Genomic DNA, 22,466 nt, shown 5'->3' on the forward strand with positions numbered 1-22,466 from the left:
TCGGGTGCCACACGGGGGTGGGCACCCGGCACCGGGCCGCACACGGGCGGGCCGCGTTGCGATCCGGGCGTCCCGGTGGACCGCTCACCGCGGCGTGGCGGAGAATGACCCACCGCACGGCACGACGGCGCACGGCGTGACACAGCTGTGCACCGCACGACCACGTACGGCACGACCCCGTCGGCACGACCCGGTCGGCACGGCGGCGCGTGGCGCGGTGGGCTGGCGGGTGGCGCCGGGCGCGGTGGCGCACCACAACGTCACCGCACGGCGGGCAATCGGCGCGGGAGGAACGTGCTCGGTCCGGCGGGACGAGCCGGGCGAGGCGGCCCGGCCACCGGCCACCGCAGGACCACACAGCACCGCAGGACCAGACGGCAGCGCAGGATCACACAGAGGCGCAGGTCCGCGGGGAGCGCAGGACCACAGCCGCCGCGGAGCCCGGGGCGCGCTGTCCGGGAACCGTCCCGGCGGCGCAGCCGTCTGCGCCGCCGGTGGGCGTCGACCAGAGCGAACGGGGGTGCCGAATGCGGCAGTTGGAGCCGGAGGATCCGTCCGGGATCGGCGAGTACCGTCTGCTGGCCCGGCTCGGCTCGGGCGGAATGGGTCTCGTCTTCCTGGGGCGTTCGCCCGGCGGCCGGCTGGTCGCGGTGAAGCTGGTGCGGGACGCGTTCCGGCACGACGCCCGCTACCGGGCCCGGTTCGCACGCGAGGTGGCCGCCGCCCGGCAGGTCACCGGCGCGTTCACCGCGGCGCTGGTGGACGCCGAACCCGAGGCGGACACGCCCTGGTTGGCGATGGAGTACCTGCCCGGGCTCACTCTGCGGGCGGCGGTTCAGGAGCACGGTGCGCTGCCGCCCGACGCCGTACGCCTGCTGGCCTCCGCACTGTCCGAGGCCCTGGCCGACATACACCGCGCGGGGCTCACCCACCGGGACCTCAAGCCCGCGAACATCATGCTCACCGCGAGCGGGCCGCGGTTGATCGACTTCGGCATCGCGCGCCCGGTGGACGCCACGGCGATCACCCTGCACGGCACGCTGCTCGGCACTCCCGGCTTCATGTCGCCGGAACAGGCGTCCGGCGGGCATGCCGAACAGCCCAGCGATGTCTTCTCGTTGGGCGCGGTCGCGGCGTACGCGGCCACCGGGCGGGAGCCGTTCGCCGCGCCCGACCGGGCGGCGACCCTGGCCCGGGTGCGGTCGGCGCGCGCCGACCTCGGCGGCGTACGAGACCAGGCGCTGCGTTCGGTGATCGACGCCTGTCTGCGCCGCGAACCGAGCCGTCGGCCGACGGCCGCCGGAGTGCTGCGGCGCCTGGGACGGTCCACGGCATCGGTGTACGGCACCGGCTGGCTGCCCGCGCCGCACGCGGACGCCGTCGACCGGCGCACCGCCGGAGCCACCGGCCCGCCGCTGCCCGCACCGCCGCCCGGCTCCTCGCCCGGTGAGCCGCACGGCGGTGGCCACGGGCAGGCAAGCGACAAGTGGGCCTCGCACACCGGCAGTTGGCCGAACGAGCTGCCCGCGCGCCCGCCGGCGGCAGACGCCGCGGCAGACGCCACGGCCGACTCGACAGAGCTGTCCGGCACGGACGGCGCTGTCGAGTCCCCCGGCGTGTCCGGCACCCCCGTACGTCCGAGGCATCAACACCGGCTCGGACGGCGGCAGTTGCTGCTGGCCGCGGTCGCGGCGCTGCCGACGGCCGGCGCGCTGGCGCTCGCCCTCGACGAATCGCTGCCCCCGGGGGACGGGGAGGATTCGTCCTCGAAACCCTCCCCCCGAACCGGCCGCCCCGAGGGCAGCCGCGGCAAGGAGGGCACGTCGGGCGGCGAACCACGGCCCACCGGCACCGGCACACCACGGCCCGAACGCCGCTGGGAGCGCACTCCGTTGGAGGATCCGCCCAGCGGCGCAGGCGAACTCGACCTGGTGGACGGGGTGTTGGTGCAGCGCTACGGACGCTCGCTGCGAGCGGTCGCCCCGAGCAGCGGGCGGACCCTGTGGAAGCGCACCGCGGACGACCGCAACACCGGAAGCCCCGTCGGGCACGACACCGTGTACGCATACGACCCGCGCAAGGGCGACAGCACCGCCGACTTCACGCTGCGCGCACTCGACGCGACCTCCGGCGCCACCCGGTGGACCAGCCGCGTTCCGTTCTTCCCGGCGGCCACCGCGGCGGGCGGGACCCTGGTCGTCGTGGACTCGCCCGGCGGGGTCCGGGCCCTGGACAGCCGGGACGGCGCGCAGCGCTGGCGGACCGCCGACTCCGGACACTTCAATCTCGCGGTGCACGAGGACCACCTCGTGCTCGCCCGCGACCGGACCCTCGTCGGCGCGAACTCCCGCGACGGGCGCACTCGTTGGAGCCGGAAGCTGCGCAGCAACCCGGTGCGGCTGCTGGTCGCCGACCGGACCGTTCTGGCGTGCGACAACGCGGGCACCGTGTACGCCGTGGACCTGGCGAGCGGAGAGCGGCTGTGGGACCGGACGTTCGACTACCGCTATCCGCTGCGCTTCCTCGGCGGCGGCGCGGTGTACGTACCGGAACCGGACGGGCGGCTGAGGGCGCTGCGACTGGAGACCGGCGACCAGCTCTGGTCCGTCCGCCCCGACAGCTCCGGCTCCGACGCCGGCGGCACGGCCGACGGTCCGGCACAGGGCAGAAGCGAGGTGGTCGGGCTGGACGGGGACACGGTGTGGTTCACCGGCACGGATCTCACCCTGTACGCACTCGACACCGGCGACGGCCGCATCCGCTGGTCTCTCAACGCCGAGTATCCGGAGGGGATTTCATCGAGCTCGCCGACCGTGCTGCGTTCGCCGGAGAAGGTGCTGCGCGCAGGCGGGCTGCTCGTGGTGAGCAGCGCGGGCGGCCGGCTGGAAGCTCTGGAACCGCCCGCCGAGGTGCACGGAGGTGCCGATGGAAGCGCTTGAGCCGGACGATCCGCGTCGGTTGGGCAGCAACGTGACGCTCGCGCGGATCGCGGTGGGCGGTACGGCGACGGTTTATCTCGGGCGCACCGCCGGTGGTCGCGCGGTGGCGCTCAAGACACCGCACCGGGAGTCCGCGCAGGACCCGGACGCCCGTTCCCGGTTCCGCCGCGAGACCGAGCTGACCAGGGCGGTCGGCGGCCCGTACTGCCCGCCCGTACTGGACGCCGATCCGGACGCGGCCGTCCCCTGGATGGCGACCGTGTACGTGCCCTCGGTGACGCTGCGGGAGGCGGTCGAGACGTACGGCCCACTGCCGACCGCGTCAACTCGCAGGCTGGCGGGCGGACTTCTGGAAGCTCTGGTCGGCGTCCACCGCGAGGGGATCGCACATCTGGACCTCGCCCCGGCGAACGTCCTGCTCGCCCTCGACGGGCCGATGCTGATCGACTTCGGCATCGCCGCCCTCCGGGGCGCTCAAGTGCCCGCCGGATCAGGGGGGTTCATGTCGCCCGAGCAGATGGCGGGCCACGCCGGCACCCCCAGCGACCTCTACTCGCTCGGCGCCACCCTCCGCTACGCACGCGAGGGCGTCACCGGAGCGGCCCGCACCCGACAGGGCCGTTCCGGAGCGGAGCAGTTCGAGGAGCTCCGGGCCGACGAGCAGCACAACGGGGCGGGCCGCACCGGAGCAGACCGCGCCGGGCGCAACGGCGAGGACGTACTCGACCGACTGATCGCCGCCTGCACCCGGCCGGAACCGGGCGACCGTCCCACCGCGGCAGAGCTCCTTCGCCGCCCCGGGCTGCTGCGCAGCTCCGACCTGCCCGACCTGCCCGACCGCCCGGCCCCGAGCCCGGCCCGTACGGCGGACGACCGCGGGACCGCACCAACTCCACGGCCCGCCACACCAGTCGAGCCGCCGCCCGGTGGAACTCGTCGCCCAACAGCGTCGGTTGAGGTCGGTCAGTCTCCAACAGTCGTTCACCACCACGCCGTTGAGGGCTGGCTTCCCGCGTCCGTGCTCTCGGCGATCGACCGACGGGCGAGCAGCGCGATAAACCCTCCCGAACCCCGGGCGGCACCGGCCCCGTCCCGACGGCGGCTGCTGCTCGCCGCCGGCGCCGCGGCGGTCGGCGCCGCCGCCGGAGCGGTCCTGCTCGCGCGGCAGTTCGGAGCCGAGAGCGGCGCGCCCGACCGTGGACAGGAAGCCGGCCCGTCCCCCGACGCCTCGTCCCCGGTGTCCGACGAGCGGCCGTCCGCACCGCCGTCACCACCACCGGCGCCTTCGCCCGAACCGGTCGAGCTGCGGCTGACCATCACCGGCAGCGGCGCGATCGACTCGTTGACCCACTGGATCAACGGCAGAGCCACCGAGGTCGGAAAGGTCGCGCTGCCCTGGGAGCACACCAGCGAGATCAGCGACGCCCACGGAGGCGGGGACTGGCGGCTGCGCATGGTCCTGGTCTCGGGCAAGGTGCGCATCAGGTCGTACCGGAACGGCGCCGAGGTCGCGGACCAGCGCTACCCGAGCGAGCAGGGCATCCAGTTCTCGCCACCGTTCGACATCGACACCGGCGGGGTGGTGCAGGGCCCGGTACCGGTCCCGGACGAGGAGCCCTAGCCTCACCGAAACCGCCGAACGGCAGAACCGCAGAACCGCAGAACCGCCGACGGCAGAACCACCGAACCGCCGACGGATCGACCGGCCCGAGGCGCCAACCCCGCCCGCTCGAACCGCCCCGCCACCTCACCCCGTATCAGGGAGGACACGCACCCCATGGCCGCTTCACCGAACAAGGTCGACCTGCTGCCGGGCGACATGGGCAGCCTCAGCCGTACGATCCCGCCGGCGCTGCCGAACACCCTGTTCGTGCTCGGTCCGAGCGGCGGCATGAGCGTGGCGCCGGACGTGGATTTCACGCTTGTCTTCGGACGCAGCGACCCCGACGTACACGTCTGCGTCGGCGCGGGGGACGGACGGGTGAGCAGACGGCAGGGACTGATCAGCCGCCGGTCCTCGCGCTGGGTGCTGCACAACACCGGCCGGCTGCCGATCCGCTTCCCGCGGTCGCAGCTCGTACTGGGCGGCCAGCATGCGGAGTTGATGACCGGCTACACACCGCTGTTCGTGGTCTCCTCCCGGCAGGAGCACCTGTTGGAGGTCCGCATCACCACCCCCGGCGCCACTCGCCCTCCGGGCTCTCCCGGCGGCAGCGCGCAGGAGGACCACGAGGCCGAGACCCACGACGACGTACGCCGCGAGCTCAAGCCGGAGGAACGTCTCGTACTCGTCTGCCTCGCCCAGCGCTATCTGCGCGGCGAACCGCAGCCGCAGCCGCTCGCCTGGTCTCAAGTCGCCCACGAGCTGGCCGAGTTGCAACCCGACCAGCACTGGAGCGCCAAGCGGGCCGCGCACATCGTCGCCAAGGTGCGCAAGCGTCTGAGCACCCGGTACGCGGTGCCCGGTCTGACCGAGGAGGAGGTCACGCAACCGGTCGGCAACGCCCTGAACCACAACCTCATCACCGACCTCCTGGTCACCACCACCCTCGGCAGTCCCGACCTCCACACCCTGAACCCCTGAGCCCGCACCCCTCACCCCGCACCTCCACCGCCGCACTGCGCACTGCGCACTGCACGGTGCACCGTGCGCGCACTGCCGCGAGGGCGTACACCCGTACGACCGTTCCGGACGACCGCCTAAACTGGCCCGCAAAGCGGATAAATGGCGTGACCGCAGGAGAATGCGGCCCACCCAACCGCAGAACGAACGGGGCAGCATCAACATGGGCGACACCGACAGACCCGACCCGGCCACCACCGCCCCCACCGGCCCCGCTTCAGGCACCACTTCAGGCACCACCGCCTCCACCGCCGCCCCGAGCAGCCCCACTTCAGGCACCACGGACAAGGCCGGCCCCACCAAAGCCGACCCGGCCCACAAAGCAGCCACCGCCATCGCCGCGCACCGCGCCCGGACCGCCGCCACCGGCGGGCTCGGACCGCGCGCTTCGCTGATCTTCTGCCTGGTGCTCACGCTCCTGCTGGGCAGTCTCTCGCTGCTGGTCATGTACCCGGCCGCCCAACATCTGCGCTCTCTCCAGAACGGCGAACAGGCCGAAGCGACGCTGCACACCGCCGGGTCCTGCATGATCGGCAACTGCCGGGTCCGCTTCGAGGCCGACGGACGAACGGTGATCGCGGACCTGCCCGTAGGCAGCGGCGGCGGCAAATCGTCCGTCGGCACCCGCCTCACCGTCCGCCACCAGGCCGACGACCCCAGCGTCGCCGCCCGGAACCAGGACGTCGGCGGCGGCGGGGCCGCCGTGTTCACCGTGCTCTTCGGCGTCTCCGCCCTCTTCTTCCTCGCCCTCGCCCTCGCCGCCGCCATCCACCTCACCCGCCAACGCCAAAAGCCCACCGCCTGACCTGCATTCGCCGTGCTACTGGCAAGCCTGTGGAGCATTAGGGCCCTTGGCGGCCCTCTAGGGCAGCCGTGGTGACAGCAAGGTGGCGCGAGGTAGCCCACGCCCGCCAGTCGGCTGGGCGACCGGCCTTAGGTCTCTGCCTTCGGGCACAGACGGCGAGTTGGCTATCTCCCCAGGAGCTGCTGGAGACTCGCGCCGGCCCCAGACCGGCGCCTTCCAACTGCTCGCAGAGCACAAAGAAGCCATCGTTTCCTTGGTGGCGCGCAGAGGCGACCGAGACTATCCAGGAGTTCTCAAGGGTGTAGCGAAGATTGGGCGCTGCACGCCTACCAGGCGCCACGCTCATCACGGGGTGAGTGATCCCGTAATCACCGAAATCTGGTGTCGGCCCGTCACAGTCTGACGCCAGCTTTCGCCAAAGCGCGATGTCCCACCGTGGCAGGCGGATCAGACGCTCGCGAGGCAGGCTACGAAGCGACCGAGGAAAGGCCCCAGCCGCCACCGTCACCGACCGCCATGAAGCGGATCTCGCCCAGCGCAGCGCAGTTAAGACGTCAGGAACACATCTGATCGCTCGGTCCCTACCCTCGACCTGCCGCGCATCTAGCAATAAGTCAATCTCAGCAGGTTCAAGTGCGATTCTTCTCAGCGTTCTTGCCGTAGTTCGGCTCGCTTGAGAGTGATCGGAAGGAAAACTGGCGAGCTCTACCCTCATCACCGCACCGCAGCCGTGCACCCGTTGCACCTTCCGGACTTCCGCAAGTGCATCGTCAGGATCGCACGGGCGAAACACCGGGATGAGAGCGAGCATCCATTGATCGAACGCCTCGCTAAGCCAGCTCAACGGCGGCCCATGCCAAACGCCTCCTACCGGACCGTGACGCCAGAGCTCCCCGCAGTCCACCGCAAGGTCCAGCCCTTCCGGTAAGCGTTCACAGGCGTGCTTGAAGAACGTTGCCAGCACATCGTGGACTTGACCGTCTGGAACAACTTCCAGGACAGGCCGTACTCCGGCTTGAACATCGCTCGCCATATGCCCAAGTGCAGTGAACTCGCCGAGCTTGCCCTTCAGTATCGGAACGTACGTCATTGCCGCTCCCACCAGTAGGGCCGACCTCATCGGCCACCCGGTTCCGATGGTGCGGCTGCCAACGTCTCGGCGATAGAACGGAAACAAGACAGCAGGCTGAGATCCCTACCCTCTTGTCTCGGCGCTGCGACGGTCCACGCGACCAAGCGCTCAAGGTTCTACGGGGCGTGGACTGTCCGAACGAAGACGTACGTAACCGCGTCGGCGCCGCCCATAGGCAGCAGCCGCCCCGTGTGTGGACTACCTCCACGGCTCTGCAGTCGTGACTCACTGCCAGCCTGCTTAGCTCCACCCCCATGCCAACTTAGGCGGCTGGGTGTCACTGCGGTTGTTTCCCTACCGGCTAACTCCGTTGGCCGGCTTGGGTACTTACTCCCAGGGAAGCCGGGTAAGGCACACGCCCCCGCCTACTTAATAGTCATACTTGCGCGTGGGAAGATCACCGTGCCTGAGGTAAGGCACCACGTCGGAGTAGGGGGAAACATGAGCGAAGCGGCTGCGACAGAGATCCCGTGGACGCTGCGTCCCGGTGACGAGATCGAACGCAAGAAGCTGCACCGCACCTACGGGGGGCGTAGACAGGGCGGTATCGGGCCGTCTGCGAAGACACCTAACGTCTTCGTCTTCACTGACCCTGCCGCCGGCGAGCAACATGGTTACTACGACGGCTGGATGCCCGATAGCTCGTTTCACTACAGCGGCGAAGGGCAGCGTGGCGACCAGTCCATGAAATCTGGGAACGCCGCGATCCTGAACCACCGCTCCGACCGGCGTGCGCTTCGCGTATTCAAGGGCGCCAGGGGCACCGTCACCTACCAGGGTGAGTTTGTCGTCGATGCCGACAACCCTTGGTACACCGCGGACGCACCAGAGACTGACGGTGGCCCGCTCCGCCGAGTCATCATCTTTAGACTGCTACCAGTCGACACCTCCCCACAGGCACCAACTACCAGCCTGGGCCGGTTCCTTGAGGGTCACCCGGAGCAAGTCAAGCAGTTGCCGCTTGAGCGCCACGAGACAGAGAGCACCTTCGTCAGCCCAAGCGGAGAGGTCTACGAGGCACAGCGCAGGGAGCGGCTGCTCATCGAGGATTTCACCAGCTATCTCAATCGGCGGGGCCACCACTGCAACCGTCAGACGATCCGGCCTCCTGGCGAAACACGTCCGCTCTTCACCGATGTCTATGTCAACGACCTCGGACTGCTCGTAGAAGCGAAGGGGAGCGTCACCCGCGAGAACGTACGCATGGCCATAGGGCAACTGGCCGACTACGGCAGATTCGTAGATCACGGAGTTCGAGCGATTCTGCTGCCTTCAAAGCCACGAGATGATCTCTTGGACCTCGCCAACGCACAGGAGTGTGCCGTTATTTGGCCAGAAGGTGAGAGCTTCACCAGTACCGATGTGCGGGCGTTGCCACGCCCCGAGTGAGGACGGGTCGCCGTCGCCGCCACACCGAGCGCAGAGACGTCGGCTCGGATGTGATGTGGGCCACTGGAACTCCGTGGGCCGTGGTGGACAGTTCACGGGGGTGACCACAGATTTGCGAACTCGGATCAGGGACGGCGACCCCGCGGCTTTCGCCGAGCTCTTCGACACCTGGGCGCGAGCCGTGTACAACCACGCGTTCCGGCTGACGGCCGACTGGTCGGTGGCGGAGGACGTGATGTCGGAGACGTTCCTCGCGGCGTGGCGTCTGCGGGGAGGCTCGACGCCGACGGGGGCTCGTTGCGGCCCTGGTTGCTGGGCGTGGCGACCAACATCGCGCGCAACCACGTACGCGGCAACCGCCGTTACCGTGCCGCTGCCGCCGCGTCGGCGGCAGCGGCACGGGCTGCCGTCGAGGTGCCGGACCATGCGGAGGAAGTGGCCGGGCGGGTGGACGACCGACGGCGTATCGACGTCACGCTGAAGGTGCTCGCCTCGCTGAAGCCGGCCGAGCGCGAGGTGTTGGTGCTCTGCCTGTGGGAGGGCCTGCAGTACGTCGATGCGGCGCGGGCCCTGGGCGTTCCGGTCGGCACCGTGCGCTCGCGACTGTCCCGTGCCCGCAAGAGGTTGAGCAGGCTGACGGAGGCGGAGCTGCGCTCGTCGGACAGAGCGTCGGACGACTCGTGGAGCGGATCGTCGGGCGGGTCGCCGGAGCGCGGCGGCGCGGGCCGATTCGCGCGCAGGGCACGGCAGTTGCTCGAAGGCGGGCGTGAAGGCGCGCGCGAGGGCGGCGGAGAGCCGGCTGAGCGGAATCCGGACGGCGAGCAGAGGGAACTCACCCGATCCGTTCGACAGATAACAGATAGAGGGCGATCGCGTTTCCGCGGTCCGGTCCGCACGGGAAGGAACCCGATGAACACCCATCGTTCACCGCACCCGACCGAGTGGGAGGAGACCCGAGGTCTCGTTCCGCCGGTCGACCGGGAACTGCCCGCGGGCCGCCACGAGTTCCACAAGGAGCGCCTGATGGCCCGCATTCACGACGAGTCCCGCACCACCTCCACCAATCCCGCCGCGTCCGACACGCCCGCCGCAGGGCCGCGCAGCTGGTTCCGCCGGCCGGTGATCGCGGTGCCGCTGGCGGCGTGCGCGCTGACCGGCCTGATCGCCACCGGCGCCGTACTGGTCGGCCAGGACGGCGATGACGAGGAGCTTCCGACAGCCGCCACCGGGCCGGTGCTGACCACCGAGGTCGGCGCCGCCAGTACGAGCGGTACCGACGAACTGCTCGACCGTATCTCCACCGCCGCGAAGCAGTCCGCCGGCCCGGACCCGCGGCCCGACCAGTGGATCTACGTCGAGTCGACCGTGGCGAACACCTACGTCAGGACGGTCGAGAACAAGCACACCGTGGTGAGCGAGAAGCCGCACACACGGCAGGTCTGGCAGTCGCCCGACGGCCACAAGGGTTGGCTGATCGAGCCGGGGAACAGCCCCGAGGGCGGCGAGACCCTCGACTCGGAGCACAGCCACACCGGCGCGTGGGACAAGTTGAAGAAGCTGCCCACCGAACCCGACGCACTGCTGAAGAAGATCTACGCCGAGAGCAAGGACCAGGGCAACAGCAGGGACCACGCGGCGTTCGACCTGATCGGCGACCTGATCAGCGAGAGCTACGCGCCGGCCGGCCTGGAGGCCGCCCTCTACAAGGCGGCGGCGAAGATCCCGGGCGTGGTGAACGTCGACGACGCCGTCGACGCCGTCGGCCGCAAGGGCGTAGCGGTGGCCAGGCTCGACGAGTTCAGCGGCGAACGCACCGAGTGGATCTTCGACCGCAGGACGCACGCCTTCCTCGGCGAACGCGGTGTCCAGGTCAAGGAGCCGAAGAGCCCGAACGAGGAGGATCTGCTGATGAAGCCCGGCACTGTCACCTTCACCAGCGCGACCACCGCCCGGGCCGTGGTCGACGAGCTCAAGCAGAAGCCGTCGGCGAAGAGCTGAGCAGCGAGCGCCGGGGCACCGAACACCGGGCGACGAGCAGTGAGTTGACGCTGAACAATCTGTGACGCACCAACGGGCCTGCGTATCCGCGGAGTTGGCCTCCGCCGATACGCGGGCCCGCGGCCGTGGGCCCCACCAGCCGGCCGTGGGCGGCGTACGGGAAGTCGCCACCGGCGCGGCGTACGGGTGCCCGAGCACCCGAGCACCCGACGCCATCAATGCGGCGCGGCACACGGAACACAGCGGACGCGACCGCTCCGAGGAACACGGTCGCGCAGAGCCGGCAGCGCGCCCGAAGGGGCCGAAGACGCCGGAGTGGCCGAAGACGCGGAACGACCGAAGGTGCCGCAGTGGCCGAGGACGCGCCGGAGGGACTGAGCCGGAGGGGCCGAGACGGAGTGGCCGCGAGAGGGAGCGACCCACCCGGGGGTGGTCGGACCCCGCCTGCGCCCGCTCTCCCCCTCGTCCGAGCGGGCACAGGCCCGTGCACACTGCTGCCGGCCGACGCCGTACCCGGGTCGGCGGTTGCGAACGTCGAAGTGCGAGGGATCGGAACGGTTCCCCCCGGGTCATGAGCCACCCCCTGGCCATGACCGGTCGTTCCGAACTTTGGCCGTCCGCACGGCCGTGGTCCCGCCCCCTCGGCGCTGTTCGCGGCGAGATCGGGACCGGCCCCCCGTGGCCGGCTCCGTACGCCGTGAACGTCACCTGTCTTCGTCTGCTCGCTCGCAGTTGTGCCCCGATCACTCTCCCGGTTCGCAGTTGACGGCGCGTGAGACAACTGACGCAGCAACAGTGAGACTTCTCGCGCAGCCCGGGAGCGAACAGTGCGCTACCGGGACACTTCGGTCAGCAACCACGGATGCCGGGCCCTCGTCGAGGCGGAGGCGGCACCCGAGGCGGCACGCCCGATCCCTCGCGCGGCCGGACGCCCCAACCGCCCGCTCCCGCACACCGGTTGCGCACGTCGCCGCGGGCCACCGGACGAGCGGCCCGGCGCACGCGCCCGGACGCCCAACACCACAACCCCGGACGCCCCGCCGGCAGCCCGCGCCCACGTATGCCACGCACCACCGCCCCGCCGACGGCCCGCGCCGACGCACGCCTACGCGCACGACCCGCGCCCACGCACGGCCCGCGCCGACGCACGCCTACGCGCACGACCCGCGCCCACGCACGGCCCGCGCGCCGCCGGCCGCCGGCCGGGCTCAGACGGTGCGGCCGACTCCGGCCCAGCAGTTGGCCTGCTCGCGGGCGGGGCGGGTGTCGTCGGCGCCGGGGCGCCATTCGGGCGCGGGGGCGATGCCCGGCTCGAGCATCTCCAGCCCTTCGAAGATCGCCGTGACCTCGCTGTAGCTGCGGGTGCACAGCGGTGCGACGTTCTGCGAGTACTGCTCGACTCCGGGTGTGACGAGCTCGGGCGCGAAGTCGGCGGTCAGATGGGAGAGGACGAGCATGCTGCCGGGTGCGAGGCGGTCGAGGATGTCGCGCACCAGTGCCGGTCCGGGCTCGCCGGGCAGGAAGTGGAGCAGCGCGACGGCCGAGAGGCAGACGGGTTTGTCGAGGTCCAACGTCTGGCGCACCTCGGGCAGTTCGAGCAGTTCCGGACCGCCGATGCCGACGTCCGCCTGCACGTAGGTGACCTGGCCGGCGGGGGCGCCGCGGAGCAGGTCCTCGGCGTGGGCGAGGACGATCGGGTCGTTGTCGATGTAGACGACGCGGCTGTCCGGCCGGGTGCGCAGCAGCACCTCGTGCGGATGGGGTGCCATCGGGATGCCGGAGCCGAGGTCCAGGACCTGGGTGACGCCGTGGGCCGCGACCTGCTCCATCGCGCGGATCAGGAACGCCCGGTTGGCCTGCGCCGCGGCGGAGGCGTTGGGGTCGTACTCCAGCATCCGCAGGGCCTGTTCGCGGTCGGGACGGTAGTTGGTGTCGCCGCCGCAGAGGTAGTTGTACACCCGTGCGGGGTGCGGGCGGGCGGTGTCGATCTCCATGTGCTCCCCTCCCCGGACCGGCGTCAGTCGACGGTCCGCCAGATCTGGCACCGTACCCATCGGCAGGTGCCCGAGGACATAGAGAGCGACCGCGAGCTCGATGGTGGCGCCCGGGTAGCGGGTGATCTCCAGGTGGCTGAGGTCGCGTGCGCGTTCCAGGCGGCGGTAGAGCGTGGCGCGGGCGATGCCGAGTTCGCGGCAGGCGGCCTCCGTGTCCGTGCCCGAGCGCAGCCACGCGGTCACGGCCTCCCGCACCTGGTCGGGGAAGGGGTCGACGACCTGGTGGGCCCAGTCGGTGATCGCGGAGACGTGCAGGATGTCGGCGAGGGTGGGCCGGTGCGAACGGTCGGGGGGCGGCGGCAGCGCGGAGAGGTGCACGGCCAGGTGGAGCGCGATGCTCGGCCACAGCTGCCGGCGGTCGTGGCCGATGAGGTTGGCGAGCCGGTCGGTGTGGCGGCGCAGCGAGGAAGGGTGCCAGCCCACGAGTTCGGCTGCCGCCGACTCTCCCCACCAGGTCACCTCCCGGGCCATGCCCAGCAGGTCCTCGCGGTCGGCGGGGCTGAGGATGGACAGCGGCTGGAGGACGAGGTCGGCCCAGATGCGGGCGTCGGCGTGCAGCAGATCGGCCAGCGGGGCGCGGCCGTCGTGCCGGGCGATCTTCGCCGGGGTGCCGCGCACGGCGGCCAGCGCCTCGGAGGCGGCGCGGTAGGCGGCGGCCGTACGCTGCCAGGGGCTGATCGACGAGACGCCTGCGACGCGTCCGTCCCCCACCATCGGGGTGAGGTCCTCGATCAGATGCCGGCCGGGGCTGACGATGATGACCTGCCGGTCGTCGACCGGGCAGACCACGACCAACGCGCCGCGGGAGGCGAGGTGTTGGTCCAGTTCTCGGGCCGCGGCCCGACGGTCGGCCCCCGGCGGCACCTCCAGGATGGCGATCTGCCCGGCGCCGGCCGGGACGAGTTGCGGCGTCAGCGGGGCGAGCGCGCGGGAGGCGCGGACCATGTCGCCGGCCATCAGCGCCTGGAGCGCGGAGATGCGTGCCGCCATGGTCGCGGCGTCGCCGATCGCGGCCCGGGCCGCTGCCGTCAGCGTCGCGGCGACACCGGCGGCCCGTTCGACGGTCCGCCAGTCCTCGTCGTCCCACGGGAGCGCGCGCCAGGCCCACAGGAGCGGCCTGGGCGGCGTCGCCCCCACCGGGGCGACCAGTGTGTGCCAGTCGTCGCCGGGCACGTGCCGCACCCGGTCGGTGTGGCCGGAGATCAGGGTGACGAGTTCGAGGGTTCCGGGACTGCTGGGGGCCGCGGACGGGGGTTGCGCCCCGGTCGCCAGTACGGCCTCGCAGTCGACCGCCTCCCGCAGCCAGTCCACGACCGCCGAGGGCTCCGCCCCGCCGGCCACCAGGTCCACCAGCGCTTCCAGATCACCACGCATGACCCAAGCCTCACCCGTCGGGCGGCCCGCTGCACACCGGCGTCGGGACGTTGTCCGCGCGGTTCGGGACGCGCGACCGGCTCAGAGAGTCCGGCTCTCGCCGCTGACCGGCGCCGATGCCGTCCCCTCGGCCCCCGCGCGGGGCCGGGCCGTGCGGCGCAGCGTGAGCAGCGTCACTGTGAGCCCGGCGGCCACCGGCGTGATCGCCGCCGACGGCAACCAACCGGCGCCCTGGACGACGACGGCTCCGCCCAGTGCCCCGCCGAGCGCGGCGCCGACGTACGCGGAGCTGCTGAGCACCGCCGCCGCCCGCGCCGCCGCGCCGGTGCCGACTCGTTCGAGCAGCAGCGCCTGTACGGCGGTCGGCACGGCCCACGCCGCCGCCGACCAGAGGACGAGCGGCAGCACGACGAGCGCCGGCGGCACCGGCCGTACCGCCCAGAGGGCCGAGAGGGCGAGCAGCGCACCGCAGAAGGCTCCGCAGGCGAGTACGAAGGTGCGCAACGGGCCCTGTCCGTCGACCAGTCGGCCGGAGATCCGGGTGCCCGCGACGCCGCCCGCACCCGCGCACACCAGCAGCACCGCGAGCGTTCCGGGGCCCGCGCCCGCGAGATCGGCGAGGTAGACCGCGAGGTAGGTCTGGAGGGCGAGGTTGCCGGCCACGGTGAGCACGGTGACGGCGAGGATCACTGCGACCGTGCGGTCCAGCAGGAATCGCCCCGCCCCGCCGCCCGCGTCCGCACGCCGGCCAGAGCCCGGTCCCGTGTCCCGGCCCGCGTCCGTGTCCCGGCCCGCGTCCGTGTCCCGGCCCGCGTCCGGGCTCGCGTCCGCCGTGTCGTCGGTACGGGTGGGGGACGCTCCGCCGGGTACGGCGGCCGAGGTGCCGAGCAGGACGAGCACGGCGACGAGTCCGCATCCCACGAAGGTCGCCCGCCAGCCGAAGCCCGCGCCGATCAGGGTGCCGGCGGGCACGCCGACCAGGACGGCACCGGTCAGTCCGACCATGACGCTCGCCAGGTACCGGCCGGTCCGGCCGGGCGGCGCGAGCGAGGCGGCCAGCGCCAGCGCGAGCGGCAGCACGACGGCTGCCGCACCGGCGGCCACCACCCGCAGGACCATGAGCTGGGCGTACGAATCGGCGAGCAGGACCGCGAAGTTGGCCGCGGCGAAGACCGCGAGCGCGCTCAGCAGCGCCGTACGGCGGGGGACGCGGGCGAGGGCGAGCGCCCACAGCGGTGCGGCGCACGCGTAGACCAGGGAGTAGACCGTCACCAGCCGACCGGTCGCGGCATGGCTGACGCCGAGGTCGTCGGCGATCGCGGGCAGCACCCCGACGATGATGAAGTCGTCGGTCTGCACGACGAAGGCCGCCAGGGTCAGTGCGTGGAGCCAGAGAGGGCGCGGGAGTCGCAGGGGCATCCAGTTAAGGTAACAGTCGTTTCCCTTACGGATGTGAAAACCTCGCTCCACAGGAGGTGCGCATGCCCAGACCCGTGAGCCCGGAGCGCCGTCGCGAGGTGACCGACGCCGTCATCGAGCAGCTCGCCGAGACCGGTATCGGGGACTTCTCCCTCCGTACGCTGGCGGCCGGCCTCGGCCGGTCCACCCGGGTGCTCACCCACCACTTCGCGGACAAGAGCGCCCTGATCGGCGCGGTGCTGGAACGCCTGGACGAACGCCAGCACCAGGCGCTGAGGGCGACCCCGGGCTGGTACGACCCGGCCGTCCCGGTCGGCAACATCGTCCGCGCGGCCTGGGAGCGCACCCTCGGGCCCCGGGAGTCGGCGACCACCCGGCTGATCCGGGAGATCGAGGGCCTGGCCGCGGCGGGTCGACTGACCCTGCCCGGCCCGGGGTTCGTACGCGGCCGGGCCGACTTCGTCGCCGGCTGCCTGACCCTGCGCGGCGTGCCGGAGTCGGAGGCGCGCACCGTCGCGACACTGCTCAACGCCGCCTTCGCCGGCCTGCAGAACGACCTCCTGGCCACCGGCGACCGGGAGAGGGCCGACGCCGGACTGCGGGAGCTGTGCGACTGGCTGGACTCCCGCGTACGGGCCGCCCCGGCGCCCGCGCCGCGCCCCTGACCCACCGTCCGACCACCGACCGCACCCGCCACCGGGCGCCGACGTACGGGAACGGCCGAGGCCCCGCTCCTGCCGTCCTGCGACGGTGGGAGCGGGGCCTCGGCGGAACCCTCAGGAGGGCGGACGGTGCCGGATCAGTCGACCGGCGCCAGCCGGTCCACGATGCCGGGGTTGGCGTCCATCCACTTGCGGACGGACTCCTCCTCCTTGCCCGCGCCGCCGTTCTGGATCTCGGCCTCCAGTGCGGCGAGCTCCTTCTCGGTCATCTTGAACTTCTCCAGCCACTTGTTCAGCTCGGGGAGGTCCTCGGCGAAGGACTTCTTACCGGTGATGTGGATGTTGTCGCCCTCGCCCCAGGCGCCCTTCGGGTCCTCGAGCTTGACCAGGTCGTGCTCCGCGTATGCCCAGTGCGGGGACCACAGGGTGACGACGACCGGCTCCTTCTTCTTGATGGAGCGGTCGAGCTCGGCGAGCATCGTGCCGGTCGAGGAGGACACGATCTCCCAGTCCTCCAGGCCGTACTCCTTGACGACCTTGTCCTTGAGGATGCCCATCATGCCGGCGGAGGACTCGATGCCGATGATCTTGCCCTTGAACTTGCCCTTGTGGTCCTTCAGGTCCTCGAGGGACTTGACGTCCTTCATGTACGAGGGCACCGACAGCTCGAGCGTCGTGGGGCCGTACCACTGGCCCACGTCGGTGAGCTTGTCGCCGTACTTGTCCATGTACTGCTTGTGCGTCGTCGGCAGCCAGGCGTCGAACTGGACGTCCATGTCGCCCCTGGCCAGCGCCGTGTAGAGCGGACCCGGGTCGAGCTGCTTGATCGAGGGCTTGTAGCCGCGGTCCTCGAGGATGTTGTGCCACAGCCAGGTGGTGGCGATGGCCTCGTCCCACGGGAAGTAGCCGAGCTTCACGGGCTTGCCCGCGTCCTTGCCCTCGGCGGTCTCGCCGCCGCCGACCGGAGCCATCTTCTCGACGTAGTCGTCGGGCTTGGTCTCCAGCCACTCCTTGACCGCGTCCTGCTCCTTGCCCTTGCCGGCCTCGGTGATCAGCTTCTCGAGGTCGGTGAGGTCCTTCTCGGTCATCTTGAAGTTCTTCAGCCAGCCGGAGACCGTCGGGTCGTCCTCGCTGAAGCCCTTGCGCGCGACCGTGTGGATCTTGTCGCCCTTGCCCCAGGCACCCTTGGTGTCCTCTAGCTTGGTCATCTCGTACTTGCTGTACGCCCAGTGCGGCGACCACAGGGTGGCGACGATCGGCTTCTCCTGCTTGTACGAGCGGTCCAGCTCGGCCAGCATCGACGCCGTCGAGGAGGAGACGATCTTCCAGTCCTCCAGCCCGTACTCCTTGACCACCTTGTCCTTGAGGATGCCCATCATTCCGGCGGACGCCTCAATGCCAATGATCTTGCTGTCGAACTTGTCCTCGTTCTTCTTGAGGTCCTCGAGGGTCTTGATGCCCTTCATGTACGAGGGCACCGCGAGTTCGAGCGTGGTGGGGCCGTACCACTGGCCGAGGTCCTCCAGCTTGTCGCCGTACTTCTCCCAGTACTGCTCGTGGGTGGTCGGCAGCCAGGTGTCGGTCTGGAAGTCCAGATCACCCTTGGCGAGTGCGGCGAACATCGGGCCCGGGTCCAGCTGCTGCATCGTCGGCTTGTAGCCGCGCTGCTCCAGGACCTCCTTCCACAGGTACGAGGAGGCGATGCCCTCGTCCCAGGGGATGTAGCCCATCTTGATCTGCTTGCCCTTGCCGACGTCGGTGGCGCCGGCCGTCTTCTCGTCGTCGTCGCCGCCGACGAAGCTCATGCCGCCCGCGACGAGCGCCAGCACGACGACGCCGACACCGGCCACGGCGGTGCCGGGACGGTAGTGCATCAGCTTCCAGCCGCTCGCGGTCGCGGCCTCCTTGGCGAGGCTGCGACGGCCGAGCGGCGAGACGCGGAGGTTCAGCGCCGCGGTCATGCGGTCCAGGTACATGGCGAGGATGACGACCGCCAGGCCGGCTTCGAAACCGGAGCCGATCTCGACGCGGGTCACCGCGTTGTAGACGTCCTCACCGAGGCCGGACGCACCGGCCATACCGGCGATGACGACCATCGAGAGCGCCAGCATGATGACCTGGTTGACGCCGGCCATGATGGTCGGCAACGCGAGCGGCAGCTGCACCCTGCGAAGGGTGTTGCCGGGCGTGGTGCCGAAGGCCTCGGCGGCCTCCACCAGCTCGGAGTCGACCTGCCGGATGCCCAGCTCGGTCATGCGCACGGCCGGGGGCATCGAGAAGATGACCGTGGCCAGCAGACCCGGGGTGACACCGACGCCGAAGAAGACCACGCCGGGCAGCAGGTAGATCATCGCCGGCATGGTCTGCATGAAGTCCAGCACCGGCCGGACGATCGCCGACACGGTCTTGCTGCGCGCGGCCCAGATGCCCAGCGGCACTGCGATGAGCAGCGTGATCAGGGCGCAGACGAGCACCATGGACAACGTCATCATCGCGTTGTCCCACAGGCCCACCGAGTCGATGACCAGGAAGCCCAGCATCGCCAGCACGGCGGGGAACAGGCCCCGCAGCCAGAAGGTGATGACCGCGAGGATGCCGCCCATGATCAGCGGCTCGGGGGCGCTCAGCACGGTGTTGACCGCGTCGAAGCAGTTGGTCAGTACGGCGCTGATCGCGTCGAACAGCCAGGTGAGGTTGGCCTGGAGCCAGTCGATGAACGACTCGACTCTCGACCCGAGATCGATCCTAGGCACCGGCCGCCACCTTCTTGCTCTCGCCGTCGTCGGCGTCCGGGTCGCCGACCGCCTCGCCGAGGACGGTCAGCAGTCGGTCCCGCTCGATGCGGCCGATCAGATCGCCGTCGTCGCCGGTGACACCGACGGTCTCGCCGCCGCCCGCGAAGGGCGCGAACAGCTCGGCGACCGGGGTGTCCTCGGGCACGTTGACCGCGGACTTGAAGGGCTTGGCGCCTTCGGCCTGCTCCTCCATGATCGAACCGGCGGTCAGCACCCGGGTGCGGTCGACGTCCTCGACGAAGCGCCGCACGTAGTCGGTGGCCGGGCGGACGAGGATGTCCTCCGGCGTGCCGATCTGCACGATGCGGCCGTCCTTCATGACCGCGATGCGGTCGCCCAGACGCATGGCCTCGTTGAGGTCGTGGGTGATGAAGACGATGGTCTTCTTCAGCGTCTCCTGGAGTTCGAGCAGCTGGTCCTGCATGTCGCGGCGGATCAGCGGGTCGAGCGCGGAGAACGCCTCGTCCATCAGCAGCAGGTCGGCGTCGGTGGCGAGCGCACGGGCCAGGCCCACGCGCTGCTGCATACCGCCGGAGAGCTCGTCGGGCCAGGACTTCTCCCAGCCCTCCAGACCGGTCAGCCGCAGCGCCTCGGTGGCGCGCTCCTCCCGCTCCGGCTTCTCCACGCCCTGCACTTCGAGCCCGTAGGCGGCGTTCTCCAGAACGCTGCGGTGGGGAAAGAGGGCGAAGTGCTGGAAGACCATGCTGATCTTCTTGGCACGGACCTCGCGGAGCGCCGGCGGGCTCAGCTTCGTCACGTCCTCGCCGTCGAACCGCACCGCACCGGACGTCGGCTCGAGCAGTCCGTTCAGCAGGCGCAGCAACGTGGACTTGCCGGAGCCGGACAGGCCCATCACGACGAATATCTCGCCCGGCTCGACCTCGAAGCTCGCGTCGATGACGGCCGCTGTGGTGCCGCTCTTACGGAGTTCGTCGCGGTCCTCGCCGGCCTCGAGCCGGGTCACCGCCTGATCCACATGTTTACCGAACACCTTGTACAGGTGCTCGGCTTGGAGTCTGCTCACATCCACCTCACGAGTCGTACGCAAAAACGACCCGCCACCCCCGCCGGCGGGTCGCTGAGTCGGACCCTTTCAGCTCGATTCTGCCCGACTTGTATGATTATGCACTGAGTCAAACCTGGTACGGACCTGATTCCACCCAGATTGCGCCGCTGCCCAGTCCCGTGCGCCCCAAACGCATCAGTGACGCATGTAACGCACCGCGCCGGGGTGAATGCGGAATGTCCGATCCGCGGCGCCTGCGGACCGAGCCGGACCGGACCTGCGACGCCGGCCGACCCCGTACGGGCGGTCGACCGGCATCCGCGGGCCGGCGGCGCAGGGCCAGGTTCCGTGCGCGGGCGGGGTGGTCAGGTTCCGTGCACGGGCGCGGTGGTCAGCAGTTGTTGCTGACCACGTCCCGCCAGGTCTGGGCCGCACCCGCGTACTCGACCCCGTCGAAGACGGCGTTGACACGCTCGGAGTCGGCGGCGCCCCAGGACGCCTGACCGTCACCGTCGGCGTCGATGCCCAGCTCGAAGTGGAGGTGCGGGTGGTCGTTGGCGCCCGCGCCGGTACGCCCGACGAAGCCGATGCCCGCTCCCTGCGCCACGGTGTCGCCGACCTCCACCGAACGTGACTCCAGGTGGATGTAGGTGGTGAAGTACCCGCCGCCGTGGTCGATCTGGACGACGTTGCCCGCGTTGTCGTGCCAGAAGGAGAGGTTGACCGTACCGGCCTCGGAGGCGAGCAGCGGCGCTCCCTCGGTGCCGTGCTGGTCCGGCTCGGCGACCATGTCCAGCGCGGGGTTGTGGCCCCAGGTGTCGAGCCGCCAGGGGTCGCCGCAGGTGAAGGGGAGCTGGAAGTTGGTCGCCTGCGCGCGCTGGTCGGTCGCGGTGGCGTCGTGCGTGCCCGCGGCGGAGGCGGACGGTGCCGCGAGTCCTGCCATCAGGATCATGGCCGGCACGATGCCGGTTCGCTTCTTCATGGGGGGCGGCCTCCGAGATCAGTTGCTTGACATGCTCCTGCCAGTGAAGCGGGGAGCCTACCCCCTGGCCGCCGGAGGATTCGCCCTCCGGACGGGATTCGTCCCCGGAGGGCGCGCGGGTGCGCGGGATTCGTGTCGTCGGGCAGGCGCCTGCGGAGGGGACCGCCCCGCGGCCTCCCGCCCGGAGGCGCGTCGGGCGGGAGGCGCGTCGGGCGGGAGGCGCGGCGGGCGCGGGAGGTGCGTCAGGCGGGCGGTTCGGAGGGCGTCGCGGCGAGGTGTTCGACCAGGCGTCGGGCCCGGGTGTCCTCGCTGAGCAGCGCGTCCACCAGCGGACCGGTGCCCGGGGCGTCGGCCGGCGAGGTGCCGTCGGCGGCCCTGGCCTCGTCCAGGTACTGCTGCGCCGGGCGCGGGTCCGGCGGCAGGCTCAACGTGCCGGCCTCCAGCGCCCGGTGGACCGTGGCGTGGTCCAGGCCGCGGTCGGCCAACCGGACCCCGCCCGCGTACCGGTCGTCGGCCGATCCGCCCTCGCCCGCGAGGTGCGGATGACGTTCGGCCACCGCGTGGGTGGCCAGCACCGCCAGCAGTACGTGCTCGGTGCCCAGGGTCTCCCCGCCGCGGCGACGGGCCTGCTCCTGCGCCTCCCAGGGAATCCACTCGGTGGGCCTGGCCGCCCAGTTGATGTTGCCCCACCGGGAGACCCAGCGCTGCCAGAAGGGCATCCGCCGGTACTGGACGCGGTTGAGGAGCGCGTCGCGGGTGGGGCGCAGCAGCGGGTCGAGGTCGTCGTCCCCCGAACCGGGGCCGCCGTCGAGCCGGTTCAGCACGGCCTCGGGGGTCGTCCCGCATTTGGAGAGCAGCTCGGCGGCGTGGTTCTCCTCGGCCAGCAGCGCGCGCAGCAGATGGGCGGGGCCGAACTTCGACGCGTCCTCCTGCCGGGCCAGCTCCATCGCCGCGCCGAGCGCGTCGGCGGCGGCACCGGTGAACCTGGTGCGCTCGTCGCCGTGCTCCCCCAGGATCTCGGCGCTCGAGACGCTCCGGCCCGGATCGTCCGCGCCGCTCCACGCGTCGTCGACCTCCATGCCGTCGCGCATCACCGCGAACACGGCGGTCCTGGTGACGCCCTCGTCGGCGAGCGCGTCCCGCACCGGGCCCTTGCCGGAGGCGGTCGCGGCGAGCAGGTGCTGCGTACCGATCAGTTCGTCGTTCCCGCGGGCGCCCCGGGCTCCGCCCAGCACGCCCGTCATGCCCCAGTCGGGCTCCATCGCTGTCGGCACTGGACCGTCCTCCC

At 71.2% G+C, this 22,466-nt stretch carries 14 protein-coding genes and 1 pseudogene; 8 read left to right on the forward strand and 7 right to left on the reverse strand.

What is annotated here, in order from left to right; genetic code table 11:
* Nucleotides 1-527: 527 nt before the first annotated feature.
* From MTQ01_RS00180 to MTQ01_RS00195, 4 genes are all read left to right on the forward strand, one after another.
* On the forward strand, nt 528-2,939 hold the full coding sequence (locus MTQ01_RS00180; protein ID WP_247486243.1) for a serine/threonine-protein kinase: 2,412 nt from the start codon (nt 528-530) through the stop codon (nt 2,937-2,939).
* Nucleotides 2,926-4,560 carry a serine/threonine-protein kinase gene (locus MTQ01_RS00185; protein ID WP_247486244.1) on the forward strand — a complete coding sequence of 545 codons (1,635 nt, stop codon included), beginning with the start codon at nt 2,926-2,928 and terminating at the stop codon, nt 4,558-4,560. Before MTQ01_RS00180 ends, MTQ01_RS00185 begins: the two co-directional genes overlap by 14 nt.
* A 156-nt stretch (nt 4,561-4,716) precedes the next feature.
* Nucleotides 4,717-5,523, forward strand: coding sequence for a hypothetical protein (locus MTQ01_RS00190; protein ID WP_247486245.1), 807 nt, complete (start codon nt 4,717-4,719; stop codon nt 5,521-5,523).
* A gap of 160 nt (nt 5,524-5,683) precedes the next feature.
* Nucleotides 5,684-6,367: a DUF3592 domain-containing protein gene (locus MTQ01_RS00195; protein WP_247486246.1), complete on the forward strand. Its 684-nt coding sequence runs from the start codon at nt 5,684-5,686 to the stop codon at nt 6,365-6,367.
* A 37-nt stretch (nt 6,368-6,404) separates the two neighbouring features.
* Here the strand turns inward: MTQ01_RS00195 and MTQ01_RS25200 are convergent, their stop codons facing one another.
* Nucleotides 6,405-7,487, reverse strand: coding sequence for a hypothetical protein (locus tag MTQ01_RS25200; RefSeq protein ID WP_374207625.1), 1,083 nt, complete (start codon nt 7,485-7,487; stop codon nt 6,405-6,407).
* Between the two features lie 453 nt (nt 7,488-7,940).
* Here MTQ01_RS25200 and MTQ01_RS00200 point away from each other — a divergent pair, with 453 nt between their 5' ends.
* The 3 genes and pseudogenes from MTQ01_RS00200 (at nt 7,941) to MTQ01_RS00210 (ending at nt 10,886) form a co-directional block, all read left to right on the forward strand.
* The gene (locus tag MTQ01_RS00200; RefSeq protein WP_247486247.1) at nt 7,941-8,888 is read left to right on the forward strand and encodes a restriction endonuclease; all 948 of its coding nucleotides are present in this window, start codon (nt 7,941-7,943) and stop codon (nt 8,886-8,888) included.
* Nucleotides 8,889-8,988: 100 nt separating this feature from the next.
* A pseudogene (locus MTQ01_RS00205) lies at nt 8,989-9,554 on the forward strand (RNA polymerase sigma factor); the annotation flags it as partial.
* 84 nt (nt 9,555-9,638) lie between these two features.
* The gene (locus MTQ01_RS00210) at nt 9,639-10,886 is read left to right on the forward strand and encodes a CU044_5270 family protein (RefSeq protein ID WP_374207626.1); all 1,248 of its coding nucleotides are present in this window, start codon (nt 9,639-9,641) and stop codon (nt 10,884-10,886) included.
* Nucleotides 10,887-12,094: 1,208 nt separating this feature from the next.
* On the opposite strand, the gene MTQ01_RS00215 is transcribed toward MTQ01_RS00210, so the two are convergent.
* Nucleotides 12,095-14,314: an SAM-dependent methyltransferase gene (locus tag MTQ01_RS00215; protein ID WP_247486248.1), complete on the reverse strand. Its 2,220-nt coding sequence runs from the start codon at nt 14,312-14,314 to the stop codon at nt 12,095-12,097.
* Between the two features lie 81 nt (nt 14,315-14,395).
* Nucleotides 14,396-15,733 carry an MFS transporter gene (locus MTQ01_RS00220; RefSeq protein ID WP_247486249.1) on the reverse strand — a complete coding sequence of 446 codons (1,338 nt, stop codon included), beginning with the start codon at nt 15,731-15,733 and terminating at the stop codon, nt 14,396-14,398.
* Between the two features lie 62 nt (nt 15,734-15,795).
* Between MTQ01_RS00220 and MTQ01_RS24765 the strand changes: the two genes are divergently transcribed.
* On the forward strand, nt 15,796-16,398 hold the full coding sequence (locus MTQ01_RS24765) for a TetR/AcrR family transcriptional regulator (RefSeq protein WP_282613112.1): 603 nt from the start codon (nt 15,796-15,798) through the stop codon (nt 16,396-16,398).
* A 134-nt stretch (nt 16,399-16,532) separates the two neighbouring features.
* Here the strand turns inward: MTQ01_RS24765 and MTQ01_RS00235 are convergent, their stop codons facing one another.
* The 4 genes from MTQ01_RS00235 to MTQ01_RS00250 form a co-directional block, all read right to left on the reverse strand.
* Nucleotides 16,533-19,148, reverse strand: coding sequence for an ABC transporter permease/substrate binding protein (locus MTQ01_RS00235; RefSeq protein WP_247486250.1), 2,616 nt, complete (start codon nt 19,146-19,148; stop codon nt 16,533-16,535).
* Entirely contained in the window at nt 19,141-20,214 is a 1,074-nt protein-coding gene (locus tag MTQ01_RS00240) for a betaine/proline/choline family ABC transporter ATP-binding protein (RefSeq protein ID WP_247486251.1), read from the reverse strand. The genes MTQ01_RS00235 and MTQ01_RS00240 overlap by 8 nt, the downstream gene beginning before the upstream one ends.
* 373 nt (nt 20,215-20,587) lie before the next feature.
* A complete protein-coding gene (locus MTQ01_RS00245; protein WP_247486252.1) occupies nt 20,588-21,178 on the reverse strand; it encodes a M23 family metallopeptidase in 591 nt (196 codons plus the stop codon).
* Nucleotides 21,179-21,420: 242 nt separating this feature from the next.
* Complete coding sequence (locus MTQ01_RS00250; RefSeq protein WP_247486253.1) at nt 21,421-22,452, reverse strand: Clp protease N-terminal domain-containing protein; 1,032 nt, start codon at nt 22,450-22,452, stop codon at nt 21,421-21,423.
* Nucleotides 22,453-22,466 lie beyond the last annotated feature (14 nt).

It is taken from the genome of Streptomyces sp. XM4193, assembly GCF_023072595.1.
Classification (GTDB): domain Bacteria; phylum Actinomycetota; class Actinomycetes; order Streptomycetales; family Streptomycetaceae; genus Streptomyces.

Coding starts and splice junctions, on each gene's coding strand:
- MTQ01_RS00200 (WP_247486247.1), top strand. CDS start 7,941: ATGAGCGAAGCGGCTGCGACAGAGATCCCGTGGACGCTGCGTCCCGGT.
- MTQ01_RS00185 (WP_247486244.1), top strand. CDS start 2,926: ATGGAAGCGCTTGAGCCGGACGATCCGCGTCGGTTGGGCAGCAACGTG.
- MTQ01_RS00190 (WP_247486245.1), top strand. CDS start 4,717: ATGGCCGCTTCACCGAACAAGGTCGACCTGCTGCCGGGCGACATGGGC.
- MTQ01_RS24765 (WP_282613112.1), top strand. CDS start 15,796: ATGCCCAGACCCGTGAGCCCGGAGCGCCGTCGCGAGGTGACCGACGCC.
- MTQ01_RS00180 (WP_247486243.1), top strand. CDS start 528: ATGCGGCAGTTGGAGCCGGAGGATCCGTCCGGGATCGGCGAGTACCGT.
- MTQ01_RS00245 (WP_247486252.1), bottom strand. CDS start 21,178: ATGAAGAAGCGAACCGGCATCGTGCCGGCCATGATCCTGATGGCAGGA.
- MTQ01_RS00220 (WP_247486249.1), bottom strand. CDS start 15,733: ATGCCCCTGCGACTCCCGCGCCCTCTCTGGCTCCACGCACTGACCCTG.
- MTQ01_RS00215 (WP_247486248.1), bottom strand. CDS start 14,314: ATGCGTGGTGATCTGGAAGCGCTGGTGGACCTGGTGGCCGGCGGGGCG.
- MTQ01_RS00195 (WP_247486246.1), top strand. CDS start 5,684: ATGCGGCCCACCCAACCGCAGAACGAACGGGGCAGCATCAACATGGGC.
- MTQ01_RS25200 (WP_374207625.1), bottom strand. CDS start 7,487: ATGAGGTCGGCCCTACTGGTGGGAGCGGCAATGACGTACGTTCCGATA.